Annotated in this window: 22 protein-coding genes; 8 read left to right on the top strand and 14 right to left on the bottom strand. The window is 74.3% G+C overall.

Features of this window, described 5'->3' with window-relative positions; translation table 11 throughout:
* Positions 1–55: 55 nt before the first annotated feature.
* On the top strand, positions 56–763 hold the full coding sequence (locus tag AC07FJ_RS22270; protein ID WP_479051088.1) for a helix-turn-helix domain-containing protein: 708 nt from the start codon (positions 56–58) through the stop codon (positions 761–763).
* Positions 764–805: 42 nt separating this feature from the next.
* Here the strand turns inward: AC07FJ_RS22270 and AC07FJ_RS22265 are convergent, their stop codons facing one another.
* The 6 genes from AC07FJ_RS22265 to AC07FJ_RS22240 form a co-directional block, all read right to left on the bottom strand.
* A complete protein-coding gene (locus tag AC07FJ_RS22265; RefSeq protein ID WP_479051087.1) occupies positions 806–3,202 on the bottom strand; it encodes a glycoside hydrolase family 65 protein in 2,397 nt (798 codons plus the stop codon).
* A complete protein-coding gene (locus tag AC07FJ_RS22260; protein ID WP_479051086.1) occupies positions 3,199–3,972 on the bottom strand; it encodes an HAD family hydrolase in 774 nt (257 codons plus the stop codon). The genes AC07FJ_RS22265 and AC07FJ_RS22260 overlap by 4 nt, the downstream gene beginning before the upstream one ends.
* A 106-nt stretch (positions 3,973–4,078) precedes the next feature.
* Positions 4,079–5,302 carry an acyl-CoA dehydrogenase family protein gene (locus tag AC07FJ_RS22255; protein ID WP_479051085.1) on the bottom strand — a complete coding sequence of 408 codons (1,224 nt, stop codon included), beginning with the start codon at positions 5,300–5,302 and terminating at the stop codon, positions 4,079–4,081.
* 142 nt (positions 5,303–5,444) lie between these two features.
* Positions 5,445–5,903 carry an RrF2 family transcriptional regulator gene (locus AC07FJ_RS22250; protein ID WP_361429583.1) on the bottom strand — a complete coding sequence of 153 codons (459 nt, stop codon included), beginning with the start codon at positions 5,901–5,903 and terminating at the stop codon, positions 5,445–5,447.
* 69 nt (positions 5,904–5,972) lie between these two features.
* The gene (locus AC07FJ_RS22245) at positions 5,973–7,358 is read right to left on the bottom strand and encodes a carbohydrate-binding protein (protein WP_479051084.1); all 1,386 of its coding nucleotides are present in this window, start codon (positions 7,356–7,358) and stop codon (positions 5,973–5,975) included.
* A 75-nt stretch (positions 7,359–7,433) separates the two neighbouring features.
* Positions 7,434–8,432: a LysR family transcriptional regulator gene (locus AC07FJ_RS22240; protein WP_479051083.1), complete on the bottom strand. Its 999-nt coding sequence runs from the start codon at positions 8,430–8,432 to the stop codon at positions 7,434–7,436.
* Between the two features lie 253 nt (positions 8,433–8,685).
* On the opposite strand from AC07FJ_RS22240, the gene AC07FJ_RS22235 reads away from it, so the two are divergent.
* Complete coding sequence (locus AC07FJ_RS22235; protein ID WP_479051082.1) at positions 8,686–10,086, top strand: cytochrome P450; 1,401 nt, start codon at positions 8,686–8,688, stop codon at positions 10,084–10,086.
* A 60-nt stretch (positions 10,087–10,146) separates the two neighbouring features.
* On the top strand, positions 10,147–10,599 hold the full coding sequence (locus tag AC07FJ_RS22230; RefSeq protein ID WP_361429579.1) for a YbhB/YbcL family Raf kinase inhibitor-like protein: 453 nt from the start codon (positions 10,147–10,149) through the stop codon (positions 10,597–10,599).
* Here AC07FJ_RS22230 and AC07FJ_RS22225 read toward each other — a convergent pair.
* Both AC07FJ_RS22225 and AC07FJ_RS22220 read right to left on the bottom strand, forming a co-directional pair.
* Complete coding sequence (locus AC07FJ_RS22225; RefSeq protein WP_479051081.1) at positions 10,590–11,711, bottom strand: baeRF2 domain-containing protein; 1,122 nt, start codon at positions 11,709–11,711, stop codon at positions 10,590–10,592. The two genes, AC07FJ_RS22230 and AC07FJ_RS22225, sit on opposite strands and share 10 nt — an antisense overlap.
* Positions 11,712–11,726: 15 nt before the next feature.
* Positions 11,727–12,209 carry an Lrp/AsnC family transcriptional regulator gene (locus AC07FJ_RS22220; RefSeq protein WP_479051080.1) on the bottom strand — a complete coding sequence of 161 codons (483 nt, stop codon included), beginning with the start codon at positions 12,207–12,209 and terminating at the stop codon, positions 11,727–11,729.
* Positions 12,210–12,358: 149 nt separating this feature from the next.
* Here AC07FJ_RS22220 and AC07FJ_RS22215 point away from each other — a divergent pair, with 149 nt between their 5' ends.
* The gene (locus tag AC07FJ_RS22215) at positions 12,359–13,798 is read left to right on the top strand and encodes a DMT family transporter (protein WP_479051079.1); all 1,440 of its coding nucleotides are present in this window, start codon (positions 12,359–12,361) and stop codon (positions 13,796–13,798) included.
* Entirely contained in the window at positions 13,791–14,978 is a 1,188-nt protein-coding gene (locus AC07FJ_RS22210; RefSeq protein WP_479051078.1) for an amino acid aminotransferase, read from the top strand. The genes AC07FJ_RS22215 and AC07FJ_RS22210 overlap by 8 nt, the downstream gene beginning before the upstream one ends.
* A 7-nt stretch (positions 14,979–14,985) precedes the next feature.
* On the opposite strand, the gene AC07FJ_RS22205 is transcribed toward AC07FJ_RS22210, so the two are convergent.
* Positions 14,986–15,444 carry a MarR family winged helix-turn-helix transcriptional regulator gene (locus AC07FJ_RS22205; protein WP_479051077.1) on the bottom strand — a complete coding sequence of 153 codons (459 nt, stop codon included), beginning with the start codon at positions 15,442–15,444 and terminating at the stop codon, positions 14,986–14,988.
* 147 nt (positions 15,445–15,591) lie between these two features.
* Here AC07FJ_RS22205 and AC07FJ_RS22200 point away from each other — a divergent pair, with 147 nt between their 5' ends.
* Both AC07FJ_RS22200 and AC07FJ_RS22195 read left to right on the top strand, forming a co-directional pair.
* Entirely contained in the window at positions 15,592–16,110 is a 519-nt protein-coding gene (locus AC07FJ_RS22200; RefSeq protein WP_479051249.1) for a quercetin 2,3-dioxygenase, read from the top strand.
* Between the two features lie 6 nt (positions 16,111–16,116).
* The gene (locus AC07FJ_RS22195) at positions 16,117–16,689 is read left to right on the top strand and encodes a low temperature requirement protein A (protein ID WP_479051076.1); all 573 of its coding nucleotides are present in this window, start codon (positions 16,117–16,119) and stop codon (positions 16,687–16,689) included.
* Between the two features lie 20 nt (positions 16,690–16,709).
* On the opposite strand, the gene AC07FJ_RS22190 is transcribed toward AC07FJ_RS22195, so the two are convergent.
* From AC07FJ_RS22190 to AC07FJ_RS22170, 5 genes are all read right to left on the bottom strand, one after another.
* Positions 16,710–17,993, bottom strand: coding sequence for a PucR family transcriptional regulator (locus tag AC07FJ_RS22190; protein WP_479051075.1), 1,284 nt, complete (start codon positions 17,991–17,993; stop codon positions 16,710–16,712).
* 171 nt (positions 17,994–18,164) lie between these two features.
* Positions 18,165–19,778, bottom strand: a complete 1,614-nt coding sequence (gene mhpA / locus AC07FJ_RS22185) for a bifunctional 3-(3-hydroxy-phenyl)propionate/3-hydroxycinnamic acid hydroxylase MhpA (protein WP_479051074.1) — start codon at positions 19,776–19,778, stop codon at positions 18,165–18,167.
* A 47-nt stretch (positions 19,779–19,825) separates the two neighbouring features.
* Positions 19,826–20,746 (bottom strand): VOC family protein, encoded by a 921-nt coding sequence (locus tag AC07FJ_RS22180; protein ID WP_479051073.1) that lies wholly within the window; start codon positions 20,744–20,746, stop codon positions 19,826–19,828.
* An 87-nt stretch (positions 20,747–20,833) separates the two neighbouring features.
* On the bottom strand, positions 20,834–21,712 hold the full coding sequence (locus tag AC07FJ_RS22175; RefSeq protein WP_479051072.1) for a fumarylacetoacetate hydrolase family protein: 879 nt from the start codon (positions 21,710–21,712) through the stop codon (positions 20,834–20,836).
* Between the two features lie 93 nt (positions 21,713–21,805).
* Positions 21,806–22,216 (bottom strand): lipocalin-like domain-containing protein, encoded by a 411-nt coding sequence (locus AC07FJ_RS22170; RefSeq protein ID WP_479051071.1) that lies wholly within the window; start codon positions 22,214–22,216, stop codon positions 21,806–21,808.
* Positions 22,217–22,648: 432 nt separating this feature from the next.
* Between AC07FJ_RS22170 and AC07FJ_RS22165 the strand changes: the two genes are divergently transcribed.
* A complete protein-coding gene (locus tag AC07FJ_RS22165) occupies positions 22,649–23,125 on the top strand; it encodes a MarR family winged helix-turn-helix transcriptional regulator (protein ID WP_479051070.1) in 477 nt (158 codons plus the stop codon).
* The last annotated feature ends 548 nt before the right edge of the window (positions 23,126–23,673 follow it).

Raw genomic sequence — 23,673 nt, 5'->3', positions numbered from 1 at the left:
GCGCCGGTGGCTACCGTAAGGACAGGGTGCCCTTCGACCGAGGGGACGGTGCCTCATGTCCGAGAAGCATTCCCAGGGCCACGGCCACTGCTGCGGGGACATCGGCCGCCGCGTGGCCGCCCGCCGCCAGGAGCTCGGCCTCAGCCGTGAAGAGGTCGCCCTCCGCGCCGGCTCGGCGCCCGGTTACATCCAGTACCTGGAGGAACAGCCCGCCACCCCCGGCATCGGCTTCCTGCTGCGCCTGGCCGACGCCCTGGAGACCAGCGTCATCGAGCTGGAGGGCGGCACCACCGACCTGCCACCCGGCTCCGGCGTCCCCGCCCAGCGGCCGATCCTCACCGAGCTGAGCTCCGACGAGTGCGGCGTCCTCCTCGGCACGCACGGCGTCGGCCGGGTCGCGGTGACCAGCCGCAGCCACCCCGCGATCATGCCGGTGACCTACGTCGTGGCCGACGGCGAGGTGGCCTTCCGGACACCGCCGGACGCCCTCCCGGCCACCGCGCCCGGCGGCGAGCTCGCCTTCGAGGTCGACCACATCGACGACGTCGTGGGCCGTGGCTGGAGCGTCCTGATCGTCGGCCGGCCCCGCCCCGTCACCGACCCCGAGGCCGTACGCCGTCTCGACCGGCAGGCGTACCGCGCCCCGTGGCCGGACTCCGAGGGCGCGCGGTGGGTCGCCCTCACGCCCACCGAGGTCACCGGCCGCAGGGTCGACGTGTGGGACGCCCACCGGCACGTACGCCGACACCTCGAACAGGCCTGATCGGCCTCGGCTCGATCCGGCTCACCGCGCCACCGGCAACGCTCACCGCGCCACCGGCAGCGGCAGCTCGCACTCCTCGCCCGGCTCCACCAGCACCGCCCGCTCCGGCAGCAGCTCCACGTTGATCGGGTCGCGCCCGGAGCCCGGCACGGCGATGTGCAGGCTCCCCGGCGCCATCCGCAGCGACACGCCCCAGTGGCCCCGGTAGCGCAGGGTGAAGCAGAACTCGGACAGCTCCGGCAGCGGCACCGGGTCCAGCCGCAGCGCCCCGCCCCGCGTCTCCAGGCCGGTCAGACCGCGCTGGACGAGGTCGAGGGTGCCCGCCATCGCGCCCAGGTGGATGCCCTCGCCCGTCGTACCGCCCTGGATGTCGGCGATGTCGCCCTCCAGCGCCTCCTGGCAGAACCGCCACGCCTCCGACCGCCGCACCCGCGCCAGCACCCAGCCGTGGACCAGGCCGCTCAGCGTCGAGCCGTGGCTCGTGCGGTGCAGGTAGTAGTCGACGGTGCGGCGCCACATCTCCTCGTCGAGGACGTAACCCAGCCGGCTGAACAGGGTGCGCAGCTCGGCCGGTGAGAACAGGTAGCCCAGCATCAGCACGTCCGCCTGCTTGGACGCCTTGTAGCGGTTGACGCTGTCGCCCTCCGCCTCCAGGATCCGGTCCAGCCGCCGGATGTCGCCGAACCGGCGCCGGTGTCCCTCCCAGTCGAACTCCGCCAGCTCGCCGAACCCCTCGAACTGGCTGATCACCCCGGAGTGGAACGGCACGTGCAGCATCCGCGACACGTCCTCCCACAGCTCCAGCTCCCCGTGGTGCAGCCCGGTGCGCTCCACCAGCTCCAGCCGGCGCGGCTCGGGCAGCGAGCGCAGCAGGTCCAGCGTGCGGGCCAGCACCCAGGCGGCCGTGACGTTGGTGTACGCGTTGTCGTCGAGCCCCGGCTCGGTCGCGCCCGGGTAGGCGTCGTGGTACTCGTCGGGCCCGACCACCCCGCGGATGCGGTAGCGGCCCAGCGCCGGGTCCAGCTCGGCCCGGCAGGCCCAGAAGCGGGCGATCTGGAGGAGCATCTCCGCGCCCTTGGTGTGCAGGAACTCGCTGTCGCCGCTCGCCTCGCAGTACTGCCACACGTTGTACGCGATCGCCGAACCGACGTGGTGCTGCAGGTGCGAGTGGTCCGGCACCCAGCGCCCCGAGCGCGGATTGAGGTGCAGCCGCTGCGCCTCCTCACGGCCGTCGCTGCCGCTCTGCCACGGGTACATCGCCCCGGTGCACCCCGCGTCCAGGGCGCTGAAGCGGGCCCGCTCCAGACGCCGGTAGCGGTAGGTGAGCAGCGCCCGGGACACCTCGGGGAAGTGCAGGTTCAGGTAGGGCAGCACGAACAGCTCGTCCCAGAAGATGTGGCCCCGGTACGCCTCACCGTGCAGCCCGCGCGCCGGTACGCCCACGTCGAGGTCGGCGGTGTGCGGAGAGAGGGTCTGCAGGACGTGGAAGAGGTGCAGCCGCAGGATCCGGCCCGCCTCGTCGGGCACCTCCAGCTCGGCCCGGCGCCACAGCTGCTGCCACGCGGCGCGGTGCGAGGACAGCAGCTCCTCGAAGGACCCGGCGCGCCGCACCCGGTCGACGGCCGCGTGCAGCGGGTCGCTGATCGCCGGGTCGCGCGAGGTGTGCAGGGCGACCGTCTTGTCCACGACGGCCGGCCGCCCCGGCTCCAGGGCCAGCCGCATCCGCTGCACCGCGCGCCGCTGCGGGTGGTGCGACGCGGCCTCCACGCCCGGCGGCGCGGCGGTGCGGGCCGCCATGCCGACGCGGATGTCGGAGGTGCTGGTGCGGCAGCGCAGCCACACCGTGTCGGCGGCGGCGTCACCGGTGTGCACGTGGATGAGGTGGCGGGTGGTCAGCTGCCGGTAGCGGGCCACGCCCGTGTTCTCGACCGACCCGTCGAGGGCGGCCTCCACCTCCAGCGTGCCGGCCCAGTTCTCGGCGGTGAACACGGTCCGCAGGGCCGCCAGGTGCGGGTCTCCCATGTGCACCAGCCGGTGCTGCCGCACGGTCAGCCGCCGCCCCTGCTCGTCCTCGTACCGCGTCACCCGCTCCAGCGTGCCCTGCCGCAGGTCGAGCGTCTGGCGGTGGTCGAGGAGCCGGCGGCTGTCCGGGGTGAGCCACGGGCCCGGCCGGCCCTCGCCGTTCAGGCGGTAGCGCAGCACCAGCCAGTTGGGCAGGTTGACCAGGTCCTCGTTCTCGACCGTGCGCCCGGCCACCTCGGACGTGAGGCGGTCGTAGCACCCGGCCACGTACGTACCGGGGTAGTGGGTGCCGTCGGCCGCGCACTCGGTGGCGGCACCACGGGTGGCGAAGTAGCCGTTGCCGAGGGTGCACAGGGACTCCCGGAGGCTCTCCCGCTCCGGCAGGTAGCCCTCGTACTCCCACATCCAGTCGGTCACGTCCGTGCTCCCTCTTCCGTGGGCAGGAGCTCGGCGAGGTCGCGTACGACGAGGTCGGCGCCCGCGCGCAGCAGCGCGTCCGCCGTGCCGGGGCCCGCCCGCCGGTCCACGCCCACGACCAGGCCGAAGCCGCCGCGCCGCCCGGCCTCGACGCCCGCGAGCGCGTCCTCGACGAGCGCGCACCGCCCGGGCGGCACCCCCAGCCGTCGGGCCGCCTCCAGGAACAGCGCGGGCTCCGGTTTGCCGGGCAGCCCCAGCCGCCCCGCCTCGGCCCCGTCCACCACCGCGTCGAAGAGGTCGAGGGCGTCCGCGCGCGCCAGCAGCTCGCGGGCGTGCCGGGACGCCGACGCCGCCGCGACCGGCACCCCGGCCGCGCGCAGCGCCCGCAGCAGCCGCACCGTGCCGGGGTAGGCGGCGACGCGCCGCTCCCGCAGCAGCCCGGTGAAGAGCCGTTCCTTCTCGGCCGAGACCTCCGCCACCGCGGCGGCGTCCGCCCGCAGGCCCCGCGACGCCAGGAACGCCGCGGCTCCGTCGGCGCGGGACCTGCCGTCCACGTGGCGCGCGTAGTCCTCGCCGGGGTCGAAGGGACGGCGCTGCTCCGGGTCGGGCGGCGGATGGTCGCGCAGGAAGGCGTCGAAGGCCCCCTGCCAGGCCGCCGCGTGCACCCGGGCGGAGTCGGTGATCACCCCGTCGGTGTCGAGCACCACGCCCCGCACCGCGCCCCGCACCGCGCCCCGCACCGTGCCCAGCGCCGGCACCCCTGCGGTCATGGCACCTCCCTCGGCCGGTGTGCTCCCGGGAGATGCGAGTCCCCAGGAACGCCCGCCGTACCCGTCCCGGCGCGGCCCACCCGCCGCCGGGTGGGTCAGGGCCCCGTCACAGCGGCGCGAGGCGGGGCAGCGTCCCGTTGAGGTAGTGGTCGCCGATGTCGCGCAGGCGCCGGGCCGGCGAGGTGTGCGCGGTCAGCACGCGGGCGTTGCGCCAGAAGCGGTCGAAGCCCGCGCTGTCGGTGAGTTCCAGGACGCGGGTGGTGATGTGCAGGGCGGACCTGCTCGTGACGGCCTCCGCCGCGGCGACGAGTACGGCGATGTCGGCGTGGCCCTCCACGTCGAGCGCCGCGCCCGCCCGCAGTCCGCGCGCCAGGGCGTCCGTCGCGCCCTCGACGACCGCGGCCGCGGTGTGCGCGGCGGTCGCCAGCTCTCCGTAGGCGAGGAGGAGGTACGGGTCCGCGCCGCCCGCCGCGGGCGGCCGGGCGGCCTGTGCGGCCCGGCTGACGTCGCGCGCCTCCGCCAGCGCGCCCTCCGCGACGCCCAGGGCGACGTGGACGCGCAGCAGCCGCAGCGCGAGCGGAGCCAGGGCGGTGAACGGCGCGACGGCGTGGTCGTCGCGCGGGACCGTTCCGAGGACGTCCGCCGCACCGATCGGCACGCCGTCGAAACCGACGGTGCCGCCACCGGACAGGCGCTGTCCGACGCGGTCGGCCGCCGGCTCGACGCCCACCCCGGGGTGCGCCGGGTCGGCCAGGACGACGAGTAAGTCGCCGGTCCCGCCGCACCGGGCGCCGACGACCAGCCGGTCGGCGACGGTCACCCCGGCGCCGAACAGCCGCCGCCCGTTCAGGACGTACGCTCCGCCTCCTCGCGGTACGACGGTGAGGCCGGGCCCGGTGCCGTCCGGGCCGTCGCCCTCCCCTTCGGCCTCGCCTTCCGTTCCCGGCAGGTCGATGCCGCCGCCGAGGAGCCAGCGGCCGCGGGTCACGCGCCGTTCGAAGCGCGCGGCGTCGCCGGAGCCGAGGAAGCGGCCGCTCCAGGCCAGGACGTAGTGGTGCGCGAGGAGTTCGCCGATGGAGCCGTCGGCCGCCGCGATCTCCTTCACCACCGCGCAGGCGGCCCGCCAGTCGGCGCCGCCGGGCCCCTTCGCCGCGGGGGGTGTGAGCAGCGCCGGCAGCCCGGCCTCGCGCAGCCGCGCCGCTTCGTCGGACGGCGGGCCGCCCGCCCGGTCGCGGGCGAGCGCGTCGGCGGCCAGGTCGTCGGCGACCTCCCGGGTGACGCGCGGCCAGTTCACATCGTCCGCTGGAGTCGGCGCTGTCGCGGTCGCCACGGTCACCTCACAGGAGTTCCGGTTTCCCCACTGATTCAGTAGGGATAGTGGCAGAGGTGACTCCCCGCGCCCAAGGGGCAGTTCGAGGCGTGGACATGTCCGGCCCACCAGGTGAGACCGGCAACCGCAGGGAGGGGCAGGATCAGGGATTCGTCCAGGCGGCCGGGTCCTCGGTCAGCGCCGACACCTCGGCCGGCAGCCTGGCCGAAGCGACGTCGGCCAGGCTCACGCCCTCCAGGATCTGCCGCACGTGCGCCCGCAGCGCGACCCACAGCGGCAGCAGCGACTCCGCCGCGCCCGAGTACGACAACTCCGGCGGCCGCACCCCGCGCACCGACACGAGCGGCCCGTCCGCGACCCGTATGACGTCGGCGACGCTGATCGACGCGGCGGGCCGCGCCAGCCAGTAGCCGCCGTTCCCGCCGCGCCGGCTGTGCACGAGCCCCCCGCGGCGCAGGTCGTTGAGGATGGACTCCAGGAACTTGTGGGACACGCCCTGCGACGCGGCGATCGCCTCAGCCTTGACCGGCCCGGTGTCCTGCGCGGCGGCGAGCTGGAGCGCGGCACGCACCGCGTAGTCGGCCCTGGCTGAAATGCGCATGCCCGGCATTATCCCGTACGCGGTCCGGGGCGCGCCCGGCGTGAACCGGCGGCGCCCCGGTGCCGGTGCTCAGACGCGCTGCCAGAGCGCCGGCACGTTCGGCGGCTCCCAGCCCGGCTGCGCCTGGTGCCCCTGGAGGCAGCGGTAGGTGGCGCCGCCGTAGGTCACCTGGGCACCGGCCGCGTAGACCGTGCCGGCCGCCCACGTGCCACCCGGCTCGCCCGGGTCACCGGGGTCGCCGGGGTCCCCCGGGTCGCCGGGGCCCGTCGTCGTCTTCAGCGTCAGCCCGTACGTCTGGAGCAGCGGGTTGATCGGCTGGTGGTACGTCGTGCCGCCGCTGCGGCAGTCGCCCGAGCCACCGGAGGTGACCCCCTGTGCCTGGCTGCCCGAGATGTACGAGCCGCCCGAGTCGCCCGGCTCGGCGCACACGGACGTGCGGGTCACGCCGGTGATGGTGCCCTCGGGGTAGGTGACGCTGGTGTTGTGCTGCTGGATGGTGCCGCAGTGCCAGCCGGTGGTGGAGCCCGACCGGCAGATCGAGGCGCCGACCGGCTGCTGCACGGAGCCGGCCACCTGGACGTTCTGGCCGCCGGCGCCCTTGACGTACGGGGTCGACGTCCAGCTGCCGTTCGCCGCCACCCACGCCATGTCACGGCCCGGGAAGGTGGACCCCTGGAAGGTGCCCTGCGCCACCTGGTTGAAGCCGCTGGTGCTGGTGCCGACCCGGCCGCAGTGGCCGGCGGTCGCGAACCCCTGCTGGGTGCCGCGGGTGATGGCGAAACCGACGGAGCAACGCCCGCCGCCACCCATGTAGTAAGCGTCGCCGCCCCTGATGTCGTAGAGCGGGCGCGGCCGTTCGGCGCTCGCCACGACCCGTACGCGCGTCCGGTCGGCGCCGCTCGCGCGGATCAGCGACTCGGCCGCCGACGCCTCGACGGCGCGTATCACCACGGAGTTGGCGCGGACGTCGACGTACCAGACGGGCGCGTCGGCGGTACTGTTGCGCAGGGCCGCGCGGTCCAGGGCCGCCTTGGTGCGGTCCAGCTCGGCCAGGGTGTGCGGGACGACACGGGCCCGGGCCCCGGCCGCCGTGATCGCGGCGGCGTCGGCGGCCCGCGTGGTGGCCACGGTGAGCGTGCCGGCCTCGGCGCCGTCCACCCACGCCCCGGCGTACGCGCCCGCCAGCCGCTGCTGGAGCCGGGCAGCGGCCGCGCCCGCCTCCGCCTCGTTGACGAGCCGCCGCGCGGCCTGGTCGCGGGTGAGGCCGAGGTCCCGCTGCATGGCGCCCAGCAGCTCGGCCGGGGCGGCGGAGACGGCGAGGGTGTCGGCGGCGGTGCGGGGCCCCGCCGAGAAGGGGATGGCGGGGCCCGCCGTGGCCTGCGGCGTGGCCAGGAGCAGCGCGCCCGCGGCGACCGCCGCGACGGCGGCCACCGCCGCGGCGTTTCTGTGCGACATGGGGGAGTGCCCTTCCGGTCGGTTCGGTGAAGGTTGCCGAAACGGTAGGGAGGGCGAAGAACCGCGCGGGAGATGTCAGTTGACCCTCTCCCTCGCGTTATGGACGACGGCATGGGTACGCCGGGACGCCAGCCAGCGCGTATAGCTGGGGCTGCGCGCCGCCGCGTCCCGGTGCGCGGCGCGCACATGGGCGACCACGTCCGGGGCCCACGCCGCCGCCGGGGCCTCGGGGTGCCAGCCCAGCAGGTGCCGCCAGACCAGCGGCGCACCGGTGAGCGGCCGCGTCACCATCCCCGGCGTGGCCGGGAACGTGGCGCGGCACAGACCCACCGCCCGCCCCACCTCCACCAGGTGCACGCAGGACGCGAGGTCCGTCTCGTACACGCACGCCGGGGTGAAGCCCGCGCGGACGCAGGCGGCCGCGAAGCAGTCGCCGAAGCAGCCGTCGCCCGGCACGTCCGTCCACGCCTCCGCGGCCAGCTCCGCCAGCTCGATCTCCGGGCGCGCGGCGAGCGGATGCCCGGCGGCCAGCATCACGAAGACCGGATCGCGCGCCACCTCCGTCCAGGCGAGCCGCCCCGCCGCGGGCTCGGGCGGGGCGCTCTCGCCGCAGGCGCCGACGAGTGCGTAGTCCAGGCGCCCCTCGGCCACCGCCGCGGCGATCTCACGCTCGGACCAGGAGGTGTGGGTGGTCACCGACGCGCCCGGCTCGGCGGCGGCCAACCGGTCCACCAGGCCGCCCAGCAGCGGCCCGTGGGTCCCGCCGAGCCGGAAGGCGGGCCCCCGCGCCGGCCCCGGCTCACGGTTCCGGGCGAACCGTACGGCCTCCTGCTGGAGCGCGCACACCGCGGGCAGCACGACCCGGGCCCGCTCCAGCACGAGCTCACCGAGCGCCGTGGCCCGCACCCCGCTGCGCCCACGCTCGAACAGCGCGCCCCCCAGGGACCGTTCGATCCTGCGCAGCTGCGCGCTGAGCGCGGGCTGGGCGAGTCCCAGCTCCGTGGCGGCCCTGGTGAGACTGCCCGCGTCGGCGATGGCCCGGATCGTCTTCAGGTGGCGCAACTCCAATTCCATGAGGGCAGCTTGGCCGCCGCCGCCACCCCCGGGCAATAAGCAGGTCCAGACCAAAAGTAGGCCGGAAACGGGCCGCGGCGGTCCGCGTGCACGCCCGCCCGCCCGGGCAGAATCGCGCACGGCGGAGCGCAGCGGCCGCAGGACGGCGGCCACGAGGCGGACGCCCCGAGGACAGCGGTCCCGAGGACGGCGGTCCCGAGGACAGCGGCCGTGACGAGAGCGGTCACGAGGACAGCGGAGAGCGGAGACACGCATGGCGACCACCGAGACGCCCCTTCCCGGCCCGGCGGGCCCCCCTCCCGGCCCGGCGGGCCTGCCGCTCCTCGGGTCCCTGCTGGACCTCAAGAACGACTCACTCGCCACCTTCCTGCGGGCCCACCGCACGTACGGGGACGTCGTCCGCATCACGGCCGGCCCGCCCGGGCTCCGGGCCCAGCTGTACGCGGTCTTCTCGGCGGAGGGCGCCCAGCGGGTGCTCGCGACGGAGGCGGCCAACTTCCGCAAGGACAACACCTTCTACCAGGAGGTCCGCGAGACCTTCGGCAACGGCCTGCTGACCAGCCAGGACGCCGACTACCTGCGGCAGCGGCGGCTCGTCCAGCCGCTCTTCACCCGCCGCCGCGTCGACGGCTACGCATCGGCGCTCACCGACGAGACGTCGGCCATGCTCCGCCGCTGGAACGCCGCGCCCGGCGCCGCGCCCGGTCCCACCGTGGACCTCCTCGACGAGATGACGCGGCTGACGCTGCGCGCCGTCGCCCGCATCCTCTTCGGTGTCGACGTCGACGCGGCCGTCGACGTCGTGGAGCGCTCCTTCCCGGTCATCGGCGAGTACGTCCTGCGGCGCGCCTACTCGCCCCTCACCCTCCCGCGCGACTGGCCGACGCCCGCCAACCGCCGCGCCGCCACCGCGGCGAACGAGCTGTACGCCGTGTGCGACCGCATCATCCGGGAGCGCCGCGCCCAGGGCGCCGAAGCCGACGGCGAGGACCTGCTGACCCTGCTCACGCACGCCGGAAGCGCGGGGGACGACGGCCTCGACGCCGCCGAGATCCGCGACCAGGTGCTGGTCTTCCTGCTCGCGGGCCACGAGACGACCGCGACCTCCCTCGGCTTCGCCCTGCACCTGCTGGCGCTCCACCCCGAGGAGCAGGCGCGGGCCCGCGCCGAGGCCGTGCGCGTACTGGACGGGCGCACGCCCACGGCCGCGGACCTCGACGCGCTGCCGTACACGACCATGGTCCTCAAAGAGGCCATGCGCCTGTACCCGGCGGGCCCTGTCATCGGCCGCAGCGCCGTCGAGGCCATCGAGATCGACGGCCACACCATCCCCGCCGGCGCCGACGTGATCGTCGCCCCCTGGGTGACCCACCGCCACCCACGCTATTGGGAGGACCCGGAGCGCTTCGACCCCGAGCGCTTCACCCCCGAACGCGAGAAGGAGCGGCCGCGCTACGCCTGGTTCCCCTTCGGCGGCGGCCCGCGCGCCTGCATCGGCCAGCACTTCTCCATGCTGGAGTCGGTGCTGGCGCTCGCGATGGTCCTCCAGGAGTACGAGCTCACCGCCGTCGACCGCACGGTGCCGGTCAGCGCGGGCATCACGCTGCGCGCGACCGGCCCGGCGCGCTGCGTCCTGCGTCGCCGCCGCCGCTGATCGGGTACTCGGCGGGCCGGGACCGGTAGCGCGGGGCCGGGAGCGGGTAAAGCCGCGCCCATGACCGGTATTGACCTCAGCAGCGCGGCGTTCGGCGACCACCAGGCGATCCCCCGCCGCTACACGGGTGAGGGGGAGGACATCTCCCCGCCCCTGACGTGGTCGGCCCCGCCGGACGGCACCGCGGAGCTGGTGCTGGCCTGCGAGGACCCCGACGCCCCGAACGGCACGTTCCTGCACTGGCTGGTCACCGGCATCGACCCCGGCAGCACCGGCGTCGAGGAGGGCGAGACCCCCGCGGGCGGCCGGGAGTGGCCCAACGACTTCGGCCGCACCGGCTGGGGCGGACCCCTCCCGCCGCCGGGCCACGGCCGCCACCGCTACTTCTTCCGCCTGTGGGCCGTCTCCGAGCCCCTCCCGCTCGACGACACCCCCTCGGCCGACACCGTGCACCGGGCGCTCGCCGGCCGCGAGCTCGCCAGCGGCGCCCTCATGGGCACCTATCAGCGCTGACGCCCGGCCCCCGGCGTGGCCGCGTCGGTGTACCGCAGCAGCGCGCCCACACCGTCGCGCAGCCGCGGCTGCCCCTCCGGTACGACGACGAGCTCGGCGCCCGTGCCCACCACCGCCCGCACCAGCGCCTCGTCGGCCCGTTCGCGGCGCGGCGACCGGACGCCGAAGGAGAGCAGCTCCTCCTCGGAGAGCGCCAGCTGCGCGGGCCCCGGGCCGATCCACAGCAGGTCCGCCGGCTGCCACGGGCCCGGCGGGTGCAGCAGCAGCGCCGTGACCTGGCCCCGCTGCAGCGCGGCGACCGTGTCGGCGAGGCCCTCGGAAGTCGTGGCTCCGCCGCGCCCCCGCCGGGCCAGGAACGACCCGACCAGAGCCCGGTCGTGCGCGGCCATGCGCCCGCGCAGGACGCTCGCCACCTGCGGCTCCAGCAACGCGCGGGCCGTGTCCGCCGGAGTGGGCCCGCCGACCCGTACCACCCGGTCGCGCAGCTCGCGCGGCAGGCGGCGGATCAGGACGTTGCCCGCCCACTCGTCACCGCCGACCACGACCGCGTCGGCCCCGCCGCGCCCGACCCGGGCGCCGAGCTCGCGGCCCAGCCGCACCGCGGCGGCGTGCCACTCGGCCACCGGTATCCGCCGCCGCAGCCGCTCGCCCGGGGCGACGCGCGAGGCGGGCCACCTCCCGGCCTCGGCGGCCACCGTCACGTTCCCCTGCGCGTCGGCGGTCGGCAGCCCCCGGTAGTGCACCACCACGGCGAGGTACGGGATCTCCGGGACGTGCTGTGTCACCAGCGGCATGGCGTCCGGCAGCAGCCCGTACCGCGCGACGTCGTACGCCGGCGGGCTCGGCAGTTCGTCGTCCAGGACGAGCGAGCCGTGCGCGGTGAAGATCGCCTGCCCGTGCAGCCCGGGCACCTCCGCGTCCGCGCCCACCACCTCCTCCACGGCCTGGAGGGACTCCTGGTCCGCGCCCTGCCGGGCCAGGCGTTCGCGCAACCGCCGCCAGCGCAGCGCGATCGCCCGCTCGGGGTCGTCGACGTCCCGCGAGGTGTCCAGGTACACCGAGGTGAACGGGCCCCGCTCGGCGTAGAGGGGCTCCAGGAACGAAAGCCTCATACCTCCGATGATGCGTCAGCCGCGGGCGGAGGGGGACGGGTGGGACGGGCGCGGATAGACCCGGGACTGCTTGACGCTGCCGAAGGCGAAGCTCGACTCGATCGACGCGATACCGGGGATGGCGTGGATCCGCGTGCGGACGAACACCTCGTACGCCTCCAGGCTCTCGATGACGACGCGCAGCAGGTAGTCGCTGCTGCCCGCCATGAGGTAGCAGTCCTGGATGTGCTCGATGAGCCCGACGTGCTCCTCGAAGGCGTTGACGGCCTCGGCGGTGTGGCGCTCCAGCCGGACCCGGACGAAGACGGTGATCGGCAGCCCGAACGCCACCTGGTCGACCATGGCGGTGTAGCCGCTGATGAGCCCGGAGTCCTCCAGGCGGCGGACGCGCCGCAGACAGGGGGAGGGGGAGAGCCGGACCCGGTCGGCGAGGTCCTGGTTGGACAGCCGCCCGTCCGCTTGGAGCTCCCGGATGATGTGCAGGTCGACGGCGTCCATGATTCCTCGCTGTTCGGGCGTTCTTCCGCGTTCTTTGGCAGATCCTGCCCCCATGGTGGCCGTACGGGGCGGAAGTAGCAATCGGCTGCCCCGGCCCAGGACCTAATGTTGCTCATCGCCGGATCGGAGCAAGCCTGCTGGAGGAACGCGTGACGCCGACGAACACGAGCGGCACGGCCCCCGTCGCGGCGGCCCCGCCCCGCGCGCCGCACGCGGTCGCCGGGCCCGCCCGCGCAGGCACCGCCCCCGTGCCTCCCGCCTCGCGGCCACCGCACGCGGGCGCGCCGGACTCCCCGCCCGGAGGCGCGCGCCAGGAGCCCCACGCGCCGCACGGCCCGGTCGCGCACGCCGCCGCGGCGGGGCCCGCGGCGCCCGCCCTGGCACTGGACGCGGCGGCCTCCGCCGCGGCAACCACGCCCGCCCCGCACGCGGCCCCCGCTCCGGCGATCGTGCCCGGCCTGCACGCGGCCTCCGCTGCGGCAGCAGCACCCGCCCCGCCCGCGGCCTCCGCCGCGGCAACAGCACCCGCCCCGCACGCTGCGGCGACCGCCGCCGGCCCGCACGCGGCCTCCGCTGCGGCAACAGCACCCGCCCCGCACGCTGCGGCAACCACGCCCGGCCCGCGCGGGTGGGCGTCCCGGGTCGCGTCCCCCGACGCGCTCGGCATGCTCGCGCTCCTGCTCACCGTGGGCATCTGGGCCGCCTTCGCGCTCAGCGCCCGCGCTCTGAGCGCCTCGACCCTCCTGCCGGCCGACGCCGCGCTGTTGCGGTTCGGCGTGCCGCTGCTGGTGCTGGCGCCCGCACTGTGGCGGCGGCGGCACGCCCTGCGGGCGGTGCGGCCCGGGCCCGCCGTGAAAATCGTGTGCGGGGCCGGGGTGCCGTTCTTCCTGGCCGCCATGCACGGAGGCTCCCTGACCTCCGCGGCGTTCGTCGGGTCGATCATCCCCGGCATGGTGCCGCTCTTCGTCTCGGCGCTCATGGTCGCGGGCGGCCGGGGCGTGCCGCGCGGTACGCAGGCCGCCGGGCTGGTCCTCATCGCGGTCGGCGTCGTCGCCCTGGTGTGGCGCCACCTCGTCCCGGTCGACACCGGCGTCCTGGCCGGGGCCGGCACGCTGCTGGTCGCCAGCGGGCTGTGGGCGCTGTACACCGTGGGCCTGCGCGAGGTCGACCTCGACCCCATCGGCTCGATCGGCCTGCTGTGCCTGCCGTCCTTCGCCGTGATCGCGCTCCTCGCCCTGACCGGCGTGCTCCCGACCGGCCTCGCCGATGCCGCCGCGGGCGACATCGCGCTGTTCCTGGTGGTGCAGGGCCTCGGCGTCGGGCTGTGCGCGGGCCTGCTGTACGCGTTCGCCATCCGCAGGCTCGGCCCGGAGCGCGCCTCCGTCGTCGGCAGCCTCAGCCCCGTCGCCGTCGTCCTCCTCGCCATCCCGCTGCTCCACGAGACGCCGACGCCGCCCGTGCTCGTCGGCGTACCCCTGATCACCGCGGGCGTCGTCCTCGCCAACCGCCGCCGCACCGGCACCCATACCGGCACCGGCACTCGTACCAGCACCCGCACCACCCGACCCGAGGTCCCCACCGATGCTTGAGCTGCTCCCCGCCCCGCCCGCCGACCCCCTGTGGGACCTGGCCGCCGCGTTCACCGCCGACCCGCGCCCCGAGCGGCTGGACCTCGTCCTCGGCGTCTACCGCGACCACACCGGCGCCACCCCCGTGATGGGCGCCGTCCGCGAGGCCGAGATACGCCTGGCGGAACGGTCCGCCTCCAAGGAGTACCGGGGCCTGTCCGGCAACACGGCCTTCAACCGAGCCATGCTGACCATGGTCCTCGGCGGGGCCGACGGCGCCGACGGGCCGGCCGGCCGGGCCACCGCCGTGCAGACCGTCGCCGGCACGGGCGCGCTGCGCCTGCTGGCCGACCTGATACGCCTCACCCGTCCCGGCACCACCGTGTGGATCAGCGACCCCGCCTACGTCAACCACCGGCCCATCCTGGAGGCCGCCGGCCTGACCGTACGGACGTACGCCTGGCCGGACATGCTGGACGACCTGCGCGCCGTGCGCCGCGACGACGTCGTGCTGCTCCAGGGCTGCTGCCACAACCCCACCGGCGCGGACCCGTCTCCCGAGACCTGGGAGGCGCTGGCCGACCTGGCCTGCCGCAACGGCTGGATGCCCTTCGTCGACCTGGCGTACCACGGCCTCGGGGACGGCCTGGAGGCCGACCTGTGGGCCACGCGGATGCTGGCGGCGCGGGTGCCCGAGATGCTGATCGCCGTCAGCTGCTCCAAGAACTTCGGTCTCTACAGCGACCGCACCGGCTGCGCCGTCGTCCTCGGCCCCTCCCGCACCGCGCTGCGGCACGTCGAGACCGCCCTGCAGAACGCGGCCCGGACGCTGTACTCGATGCCGCCGGAGCACGGCGCCGCCGTCGTCACCACCATCCTGGAGGACGACGGCCTGCGCGCCGCCTGGCGGGCGGAGCTCGACGTCATGCGCGGCCGCATCACCGCCAACCGCGCCGACCTGACCGCCCACCTCGGGGCCCTGGGCCGGGAGGACGAGGCGCGGGCGCTGGCCCGGCAGAAGGGCATGTTCTCGACGCTGCCGCTCGGCCCCGAGCAGATGCGCCGCCTGCGCGACGAGTTCGCCATCTACGGCACCACCTCCGGCCGGATCAACATCGCCGGCATCCCGGCCCACCGCATCCCCTGCCTGGCGCGGGGCGTCGCGGCGGTGCTGGAGCAGCCGTACGCGGTGGCCGGGTAAGCACCCGTCACCCCGGCCGGCCCCCCGGCCGGGGAGGACCCCAGGGGCGTTCCAGGGTGGCGCGCAGCGCGGCCACGGCGGCCCCGCCGAGGCGGTGGGCCAGTTCCTCCTCCAGCCCGGCGATCATGGACTGCGCGAGGAGGTGGACGCGCCGTCCCTCGTCCGTCATCACGATGAGGCGGCTGCGCGCGGACGCCGGGTCCGGGACCTGTGCGAGCAGTCCCATGCCGATCAGTGCGTGCACGGCCTGGTGCGCGCTCTGCCGGGTGACGCCCATGCGGCGGGAGAGGTCCGAGATCGTCGTACCGTCGGGCGCCAGGTGGGCGAAGACGTTCTGCTGCGCCAGGGTGACGGGCCTCTCCCCGGCGTCCTCCATGGCGGCGGACACGGCCGTGTCGAACCAGTACTTCGCCTGGGCGAGCAGCTGCGGCAGGTTGGGCGACTCGGGCGGTCCGTTCTTCTCCATACGGGGTGAGAGTTTAGGTCTCCGGGAGGCCTGCCTCTGCCCTCGGCCGGATCATGTCCTTTAATGTCAGGCGCCCTGACAATAGACGGGCGACCGGAGAAACGCATGACCATCGAGTACGCCACCCCGTAGCGCACCCGCTCCCTCATCCCGCCCGAGCCGGGCAAGCCGTACTTCATCGAGAAGGGCATGGGCGGCCGCGCCCACCTCTTCGGCGACCTGATCACCGTCTACGCGGGCGGCGAGCAGACCGAGAACACCTTCAACTTCTTCACCGTCGAGGGCCCCAAGGGGGACCTCATCCCGTCCCACACCCACCCGGACACGTACGAGGTCTTCTACGTCACCGACGGCGCGGTGCGGCTCTTCGTCGAGGACCTGGAGGGCGAGCAGCACGAACGGCTGCTCACGCCCGGCGACTTCGGCTTCGTGCCGAAGAACTGCGCGCACGCCTACCGCATCGAGCGCCACCACAGCCGGGTCGTCGGCGTGGCGGCCGGCCTCGGCGGCACCTTCGAGCGGTTCTTCGAGAACCTCGGCACGCCGACCGAAGAGCTCACCCTCCCGAAGGAGCCGTTCGTTCCCGAGCCGCACCGGTTCGGCACGGTGCCCGAGCGGTACGACGTGCGCTTCCTGCCCGGCCACGAGTGGCACACCGGGAACTGAACCGCCGTGCCCCTGGCAACCGCCCTCCGCGCGATCCGGTCCGCACCGTCGGGAACCGCGAACCCGCGCGGCGGACGGGTCACGGCCCTGGGTGTCCCCGCCTCGCCGCGTCACTCCATTCGCCCATACGCGCCTTTTGCGTGCTACTCATACCGGCAGCGGTGGGTCTACTTCAGGGTGGACATCGAATGGGCCGAACAGGCGCTGTTCCACGAATGCGCCACCCAGCGAGCCGTCGTCGCGCTCAACGCCTACAACTACGCCCACATCTCTCTGCTGCTGGGCGTGGTCACCTTCGCCGCGGGCGTGAAAAAGGCTGCCACCCACCCCCTGGACCACGCGACGACGGCAGGCGCCCTGTATGTGGCCGCCGGAACCGCTCTGTACCTGTGCGGACGTGCCGTGTTCCGCCGCACCCTCCACCTCGGCGGCCCCTGGCTCCGCCTCGCCACCTCGGCCGCCGTCCTGGCCACCGTGCCCATCGGCGTGTACGGCGCGGCGCTGGCACAACTAGCCGTCGTGCTATTGCTGCTGTACCTCTGCGCCACCCTCGACCTACGAGCCGCGCGCACGGTGTGAAACCCGGTGCCGATGCCGCGTCAGGTGGGGAGGTGCCGGGCGATCTCCAGTGCCAGGCGCAGTTCGAGTGAGTTGCGTGCCGTGGTGGTGGTCGGCAGCAGTTCCTCGGCGCGCTTGACGCGGTAGGTGATGGTGTTGCGGGCGACGTGGAGGCGGTCGGACGCGGTACGCAGGCTGCGTTCCTCGGCGAGGTAGACGCGCAAGGTCTCGCGCAGTTCGCGCACTCGGTCTCCCCCCGAGGCCAGCGGGCCGAGGACGTCCTGGACGAACCAGCGGGCGTGTTCGGGCTCTGCCATCGCAAGTGCCACCAGACGGACTTCCTGGTAGTCACACAGCCACTGTCTCGAGAGGCGCGCGATCCGCTCCGTCTGGAGGGCGCCCAGGTGGCTGCGGCGCATGCCCTGCCGCCCGGCTGCCGGCGGACCGAGGGCCGCTCGCACGTCGCGGGGGCGGTCCAGGCGGCCCCGGAGGCGCTCGACCCGGCCGCGGGTGTCCTCGTCGGCGATGGTGAACCAGGCCCAGGCGCTCGTCTTGTCGACCGGGATGAGCAGCATGCCCGCTGCTTCCATGGTGCGGGTCATCGCCATGGCCATCCGGTGCAGGCGCTCGGCCGCGGGTGGGTCGCCGCCGGTGTCGTCGCACCACAGGATGGCGGCGACGTGGGTGCGGGAGATGTCGTAGTGCAGGCGCCGCGTCGCGTTCCGCGGGTCCACCGGCCGTCCGGCGAGGACGTCGTCGACGATGGCCCGGCGGGCGGCCTCGTCGCTGCCGCGCCAGCGATCGCGTTCGGCGACGTATTCCTCGGCCATGATGCTCGCGTGGCTGTCGGCGTAGCGGAACAGCAGGTCGTTGACCCGGCGCAGTTCCGTCAGGCGCCGGTCGGCCGGGACGTGTTCCTCGATCGCCGCCGCGAGGTCGTGCGCCAGCCGGGCATGGCCGAGCCGTACGCCTCGCAGCACCTGATCCAGGGGGATGCCGCGGCGCGCGAACTCGCGGCAGCCTTCGAGCGCTTCGTCCGTCAGGTCGGAGACACGGCCGGGAGCGTCGGACGCCAGCAGGCGGAGGGCGGCCAGGACGGCCGACTCGGTGGACCGCCGCAGGGTGGCGACCGGACCCTGGCCCCCGCCGTGCCTCGGGACCTGCTCCAGGATCTCCCCCGCGATCTCCTCGGCGGTCTGGACCGCCCACTGGACCGGGCCTGCCCCCAGGGATTCCACCGCACCTGCGACGGCTGACGGCGGCATCGCCGGGTCGACCGCCCGATCCGGGTCCGGCTCGAGTCGCTGGAGCCACTGTCGGGTCATGAGCCGTGCCCTCCGGTAGGGGGATGGTCGGGGTGCGCGCCGGTCGCCGGGCGCGCACCTGCTCCTTGTACTACTACAGCCAGGTGATCACGTCGTCCGCGGTCGGGCGTGGCAGCCGGGCGTGGACGGCATCGATGTGGGGCGGGCCCGACAGACGAGTGTTCCGGACGGTCAGTGGACGGGTGAGGTGGCGGTGAGTCCGTCGCGGAACGCGGCCAGAAGGGCGGGTACGTCGTCCATGCGGGCCGCCGCGCCGAACACGTAGTGATCTGGGCGCAGCAGCAGTGCTTGCCGCCCCGTGCGCGCGAGGTGGGGGTGGTAGGTGCCGTCGAGGTCCATGACGTCGTCCGGGCCGTCGGCCGCTGGGTCGTCGGTGATCCTGAGAAGGCGTATGCCGACCTGCTCGCACCAGGCGATGGCGTCACCGTCGAGCACATGGCGCGGGTCCTCGAGCGCCAGGAGGGTGAGGCCGGTGCCGACCACCTGGTCGAACAGCCCGGTGCGGTCGCGGAGACGTACCCGGCCCTGGCGGCCGAGTTCACCCGCGGGGTCCGCGGGGGTGCCGTCGCTGCCGCGTGCCAGGAGGCCGCTCGTGAGGGTCTGGGGCGGCATGCCCGCGAGCGGGTCGCGGCGGGCCGCCTGGTCGGCGAGCATCCGGACGTCGCGCTCGGCGGCCGCCGCGGGGTCGGGCTCGCAGATGATCCTCCCCAGGTGCACCGAGAGCTCGATGGCGTGCCGGAGGTGCTGGGAGCGTTCGGTGGTGTAGGTGTCCAGCAGGGCCTCGTCGGCGTGGCCGGACAGGACGAGGTCGAGCTTCCAAGTGAGGTTGGCGGCGTCCCGGATGCCCGAGCACATGCCCTGGCCCGCGAACGGGGGCATCTGGTGGGCGGCGTCGCCCGCGAGCAGGAGCCGGCCTTCGCGCCAGGTGTCGGCCCAGCGGGCCTGGAAGGTGTAGCCGGTGTGCCGTTCGAGCGTGGCGTTGCCGGGGTGCAGGTCCCATGGTGCGAGCAGCTTCCACGCCGTTTCGGCCCGGTTCAGCTCGCTGATCGTCTCGCCCGGCAGCCGCATGAACTCCCATCTGCGACGGCCCGGGCCGCCCGACACGACGGTGCTCGGCCGTGCCGGATCGCACAGTTGCAGGTTGCGCGGGGACCACACCCGGTCCTGGTCGTGCGGAATGACGTCGAGGACCAGCCAGTCGTACTGGAAGCCGAGGTCCGTCATGGCCGTGCGCATACGGGAGCGTACGAAGCTGTTCGCGCCGTCGCAGCCGATGACGTACGCGGCCCGCAGCGTGTGGTGCTGCCGTACGCCGTCACGCACCATCGGCCGGTCGCCGGCGCTCTCCGCCACGGTGAGCCGTACGGACGTCGCGTTCTCCGTGAGGTCGACGGCTTCCCAGCCTCGCAGGACGTCGATGCCGGGCAGCGTGCGGGCACGCTTTTCCAGCACCGCTTCGAGTCGGGGCTGGGTGAAGATGTTCATGAACGGCCAGCCGGAGTGGCTGGTGTCGTCGAAGGCGAGCCGCAGCAGTGTCTCGCCCTCGCCGTTGCGCCACTCGTAGTCCTCGGCGGGTTCGCTCAGGGTGGGCAGGGCGTCGGCCAGCCCGAGCGAGGCCAGGATACGGGCGATCTCGTGGTCGAAGACCACCGCGCGCGGCAGCGGGTAGGGCTGCGGCCAGCGCTCGACCACGCCGACCCGTCGGCCACGCATGGCCAGCTGGATGGCGGTGGTCAGCCCCACGGGCCCCGCGCCCACGACCAGGACGTCATACTCGCTCTTCATCCCCGTACCTCATGTCGTTGTTCGTCTTCATGGCTGTCTCGCCCCGGTCAGTTCGCGTCGTGGGCGCCGGTCATCAACGCGGCGAGGTCTTCGGGCTGGAGGAAGGAGGCAGGCACGGGCGGGCCCCAGTTGTAGAGCGCGCGGATGTCCTCCCAGACGCGCGGGGTCCACAGCTGGTCGTCGACGATGCAATCCATGTCGGCGAAGTACTCGGAGAAGTTGCCGGCCGGGTCCTTGAGGTACCAGAAGAAGTTGGAGCCCAGATGGTGGCGGCCCAGCCCCCACACATGCCGTTCCGGGTGGCCCTCCAGCATCCGTGTGGCGCCGCGGCCGACCTCGTCCACGTCGTCGACCTGCCAGGAGGAGTGGTGCAGGAACGGGATGGGAGCCTGCTGGACGAGGACGTTGTGGTGGTCGGTGGAGCAGCGCAGGAAGGCCGCGCCGGGCACCAGGTCGCTGACCTTGAAGCCGAGGCCCTCGGTGAAGAACCGCTGGGACGCCTCCTGGTTCGTCGATCCGAGGACGACGTGTCCCAGCCGGCGGGGCCGGACGGGGCCCTCGCGCAGCACGCCGTGGGCACGTACGTCGGGGCGTTCGGTGAGGCCGGGGGCGTTGTACGGCACGGGCGCGGGCGGGGTCTGGACGATGTGGGGCTGGACCTCGACGGTGACGGTGACCTCGGTGCCGGGGTCGACCGCGCGCAGGGAGTGTGTGTCGCGGACGAAGGGCACGTCCAGCCGGTCCAGGGCCGCGCCGATCCGGCCCAGGTCGTCGATGTCGTCGGCGCCGACGACCAGTTCTTCCAGGCGGCGGCGGCTCGCGTGGACGATCTTCAGCTGTTCGCCGCCGTCGGAGGAGGCGAAACGCCCCCGGCCGAGGTCGGTGAGGCCGAAGTCGGCGTAGTAGGCGGCGGTCGCGTCGACGTCGGGGACGCCCATGGTGATGCGGGCAAGGCGGTGCAGGGCCATGGCAGGCTCCTCGGAACGGTGAGGGGAAGGGAATGTCCGGACGGCTTACGGGTGGTGGCGGCGGACCGTGTGCCATCAGCCGGGCGGTTATGGGCGGCCGTGCGGACCGTCCGGGTAGGCCGGGCCGGCGATCAGCGGGTTGCGGAGTTCACCGATGCCCTCGACCCAGCTGCGCAACTCCTCGCCGGGGGCCAGGAAGCGGCGCGGATCACGGGCACCGCCGACGCCGGCCGGGGTGCCGGTGAAGATCAGGTCACCGGGCAGGAGCGGGCAGATCCGGGAGATCCAGGCGACCTGCTCCGACACCGAGAAGATCATCCGACTGGTACGGGACTCCTGCATTGTCTCGCCGCCCAGCACACAGCCGAGTGCGAGGTCGTCGGCGTCCGGCACCTCGTCCGGGGTGACCATGACCGGTCCGGTCGGGCTGAATCCGGGAAAGGACTTGCCCAGCGCGAACTGCGGGGCCGGGCCCTCCAGCTGGATACGGCGCTCGGACAGGTCCTGCCCGACGGTGAGACCCGCCACGTGACTCCAGGCGTCCGCGGCGCTGACGTGGTGGGCCTCGGCACCGATGACCACGACCAGCTCCACCTCCCAGTCCACCAGCGTGCTGGGCAGTGCGACCGTGTCGTAGGGGCCGGCGAGTGACGTGGGGTACTTGGTGAAGACCGACGGCTGCGCAGGGGTGTCGAACGCCGACTCGCCCACGTGGTCCGAGTAGTTCAGGGCGACGGCGAAGACCTGTCGGGGACGCGGTACGGGGGCTCCCAGGTCCCGCTCGTCGAACGGGGCACGCTCGTGACCGGCCGCTGCCGCCGACCCCGCCCAGGCGCGGAACTCCGGCCAGCGGTCGAAGACAGCCTGAGGGTCGGACGGGAACAGCCCGTCGCCGGCCTTCTCCACGTCCACGACACCGTCGTCGAACACGAGCACCAGACGGCCCTTGAGATTGGCTGTGCGCATGGCGCACCACCTCCATGTCGAAGAGAGATCGGAAATCGGTGACCGGCCCGGGCGGCATCGCGATGTCCGGAGCCGGGCTCGCGGGCGCTGGGGTCAGCGCCCGAATCGCGGGGGTGCCGGCTCCGCTCGGCGCCAGCGCAGGAGCCAGTGGGAACCCCGCGTCGTGACGGCGGTCAGCTCCAGCCTTCCGGGGCGGAAGCGGACACCGCGCTCCAGGGTCGCTCCGACCCACGGTCCGAAGTGGCTGCACTGGACGTGATGGAGCACCGTCCCCTCCGCCGTACGCTCCCAGCGTCCGGCGTAGGCCACGGTTCCGTCAGGCGCGTCTCGCGCGTCGGTGAGGGCCGTACCGCCCCCGGGGCCGGGGGCCAGGAGCGCACTCATCCAGCCGTCGGCGGCGTACAGCAGCAGTCCGCCGGGCCGCTCGCCGAGTGGCTGGGTGGTCACTCCTGCGCGTGTGGCAGAGAAGTCCTCAAGGACCCAGGCGCCGATCAGCTCGTCCACACACACCTCTCACGTTCCTCACGCAGAGCCGGTCCGGCCGCGACGGGCACAGTGAGAGCACGGGGCAGTGCCCGGTAGGCCGGACCGCGTGACCGGCATCCGCCGACCACGCACCCAAGCCAACCCCCGCCCCCTGACCCGGCTCTCGGTCCACAGGCCCAAAGACCGGCCTCTCCTTTGGTGTGACAGCGCAGGGGGGAAGGGTGCGGCGTCCGCCCCGGACACGGTGTACGCCGGAAGCCGCGGTCCAGCAGCCCGGCACAGCGCATGCGCCGGTGAGGTGACCGACCGGTCCGCGCGGTGCAGGGCTTGGTGGGGAAGGCGAGGTGAGGAGTGCTTCACGCGTACGCTCGACTTCTCTCGTGCTCGTACGGCCTGCACCGGCAGTTAGGTATTTTGACATAGCTACGATTCCATAGCTATGGTGGGTGCATGCCCGAGACCAGCGCGCCCGCCGCGCAGACCGACCGCGTGGCCGCCGTGCTCGTGGAGTGCCTGCCCGCGCTGAACCGGGCCCTCGACCGGCGCGTCGCCCGGGACCTCCCATTTCCGAGGCTCCCCGAGGCCCAGCTCGCGCTGTTGAGGCTCGTCGCCGAACGCGAGGGCGCCACGGTACGGGAGTGCGCCGAGGCGCTGCTGATGAAGCCGAACAATGTCAGTGCGCTCGTCTCCGCGCTCACCGACCAGGGGCTCCTGGAACGCCGTCAGGACACCGCCGACAAGCGGATCGCGCACCTCTACCCGACGGACACGGCGAAGAGCCGCCTCGCCGAGGTCCAAAACCTGAAGGCCCGGCACGTCACCGAGGCGCTGGACGCCCTCACCGACGGCGAACTGGACGCATTGGGCTCGGCCCTGGGCGCGCTCGAGTCACTGACCCGCAGACTGCACCCCGCGTCCATGCGCTGAGCGCGGTTCTCGACCGGGACGAGCCTGGTCGCGCGATCGGGCTTCGCCGTTGGCGCCTACGTGCGCGCCGAAGCGGCCGACGCCCGGAGCTCCGCACCTCCGGGCGGGCGGACGCCCGCGTCTGCGGGCCCGTGCCGTCACGCCTTCGGGCCCGTGCCGTCACGCCTTCGGGGACCGCGTGCGCGCGCCCCGGCGCGGTCGCGTTCGGCACTCGGCGCGCGCCTTTGCGCGGGTGCGTCTCGCGGGCCAGGTGTCCGCGGCTTAGCGCAGGTCAATCGCCCGCGTCTCGGGGGCCGTGCGTCCGCGCCTCCGCGTGATCGCGCCGAGGCGTTCGTGGCCCTCCTGCACCTGAGCGCGCGGTCGCGCTCTGCGTCCGTCGCCTCGCGCGCGTGCGCGTCGGCGGAGAGCAGTCGCGTTCGCCGTCCGCGGCTTCGCCGCTTCGCCGGCCCGCGCCACCCGCTCGCGGCTCTGGCGCGTCGCGCGTCGGCGTCACCGCCCCTGTGCGGGGCCCACCCGGCCCCCTGCCGCGCGCCCCTGCGTAAGCGGTC

Source organism: Streptomyces sp. NPDC045998 (genome assembly GCF_056430285.1).
The sequence above is the reverse complement of the archived record's forward strand: the minus strand, read 5'-3'. Positions and strand labels throughout refer to the sequence as shown.

Coding starts and splice junctions, on each gene's coding strand:
- AC07FJ_RS22270 (WP_479051088.1), top strand. CDS start 56: ATGTCCGAGAAGCATTCCCAGGGCCACGGCCACTGCTGCGGGGACATC.
- AC07FJ_RS22260 (WP_479051086.1), bottom strand. CDS start 3,972: ATGACCGCAGGGGTGCCGGCGCTGGGCACGGTGCGGGGCGCGGTGCGG.
- AC07FJ_RS22250 (WP_361429583.1), bottom strand. CDS start 5,903: ATGCGCATTTCAGCCAGGGCCGACTACGCGGTGCGTGCCGCGCTCCAG.
- AC07FJ_RS22245 (WP_479051084.1), bottom strand. CDS start 7,358: ATGTCGCACAGAAACGCCGCGGCGGTGGCCGCCGTCGCGGCGGTCGCC.
- AC07FJ_RS22240 (WP_479051083.1), bottom strand. CDS start 8,432: ATGGAATTGGAGTTGCGCCACCTGAAGACGATCCGGGCCATCGCCGAC.
- AC07FJ_RS22235 (WP_479051082.1), top strand. CDS start 8,686: ATGGCGACCACCGAGACGCCCCTTCCCGGCCCGGCGGGCCCCCCTCCC.
- AC07FJ_RS22230 (WP_361429579.1), top strand. CDS start 10,147: ATGACCGGTATTGACCTCAGCAGCGCGGCGTTCGGCGACCACCAGGCG.
- AC07FJ_RS22225 (WP_479051081.1), bottom strand. CDS start 11,711: ATGAGGCTTTCGTTCCTGGAGCCCCTCTACGCCGAGCGGGGCCCGTTC.
- AC07FJ_RS22220 (WP_479051080.1), bottom strand. CDS start 12,209: ATGGACGCCGTCGACCTGCACATCATCCGGGAGCTCCAAGCGGACGGG.
- AC07FJ_RS22210 (WP_479051078.1), top strand. CDS start 13,791: ATGCTTGAGCTGCTCCCCGCCCCGCCCGCCGACCCCCTGTGGGACCTG.
- AC07FJ_RS22205 (WP_479051077.1), bottom strand. CDS start 15,444: ATGGAGAAGAACGGACCGCCCGAGTCGCCCAACCTGCCGCAGCTGCTC.
- AC07FJ_RS22190 (WP_479051075.1), bottom strand. CDS start 17,993: ATGACCCGACAGTGGCTCCAGCGACTCGAGCCGGACCCGGATCGGGCG.
- mhpA (WP_479051074.1), bottom strand. CDS start 19,778: ATGAAGAGCGAGTATGACGTCCTGGTCGTGGGCGCGGGGCCCGTGGGG.
- AC07FJ_RS22180 (WP_479051073.1), bottom strand. CDS start 20,746: ATGGCCCTGCACCGCCTTGCCCGCATCACCATGGGCGTCCCCGACGTC.
- AC07FJ_RS22175 (WP_479051072.1), bottom strand. CDS start 21,712: ATGCGCACAGCCAATCTCAAGGGCCGTCTGGTGCTCGTGTTCGACGAC.
- AC07FJ_RS22165 (WP_479051070.1), top strand. CDS start 22,649: ATGCCCGAGACCAGCGCGCCCGCCGCGCAGACCGACCGCGTGGCCGCC.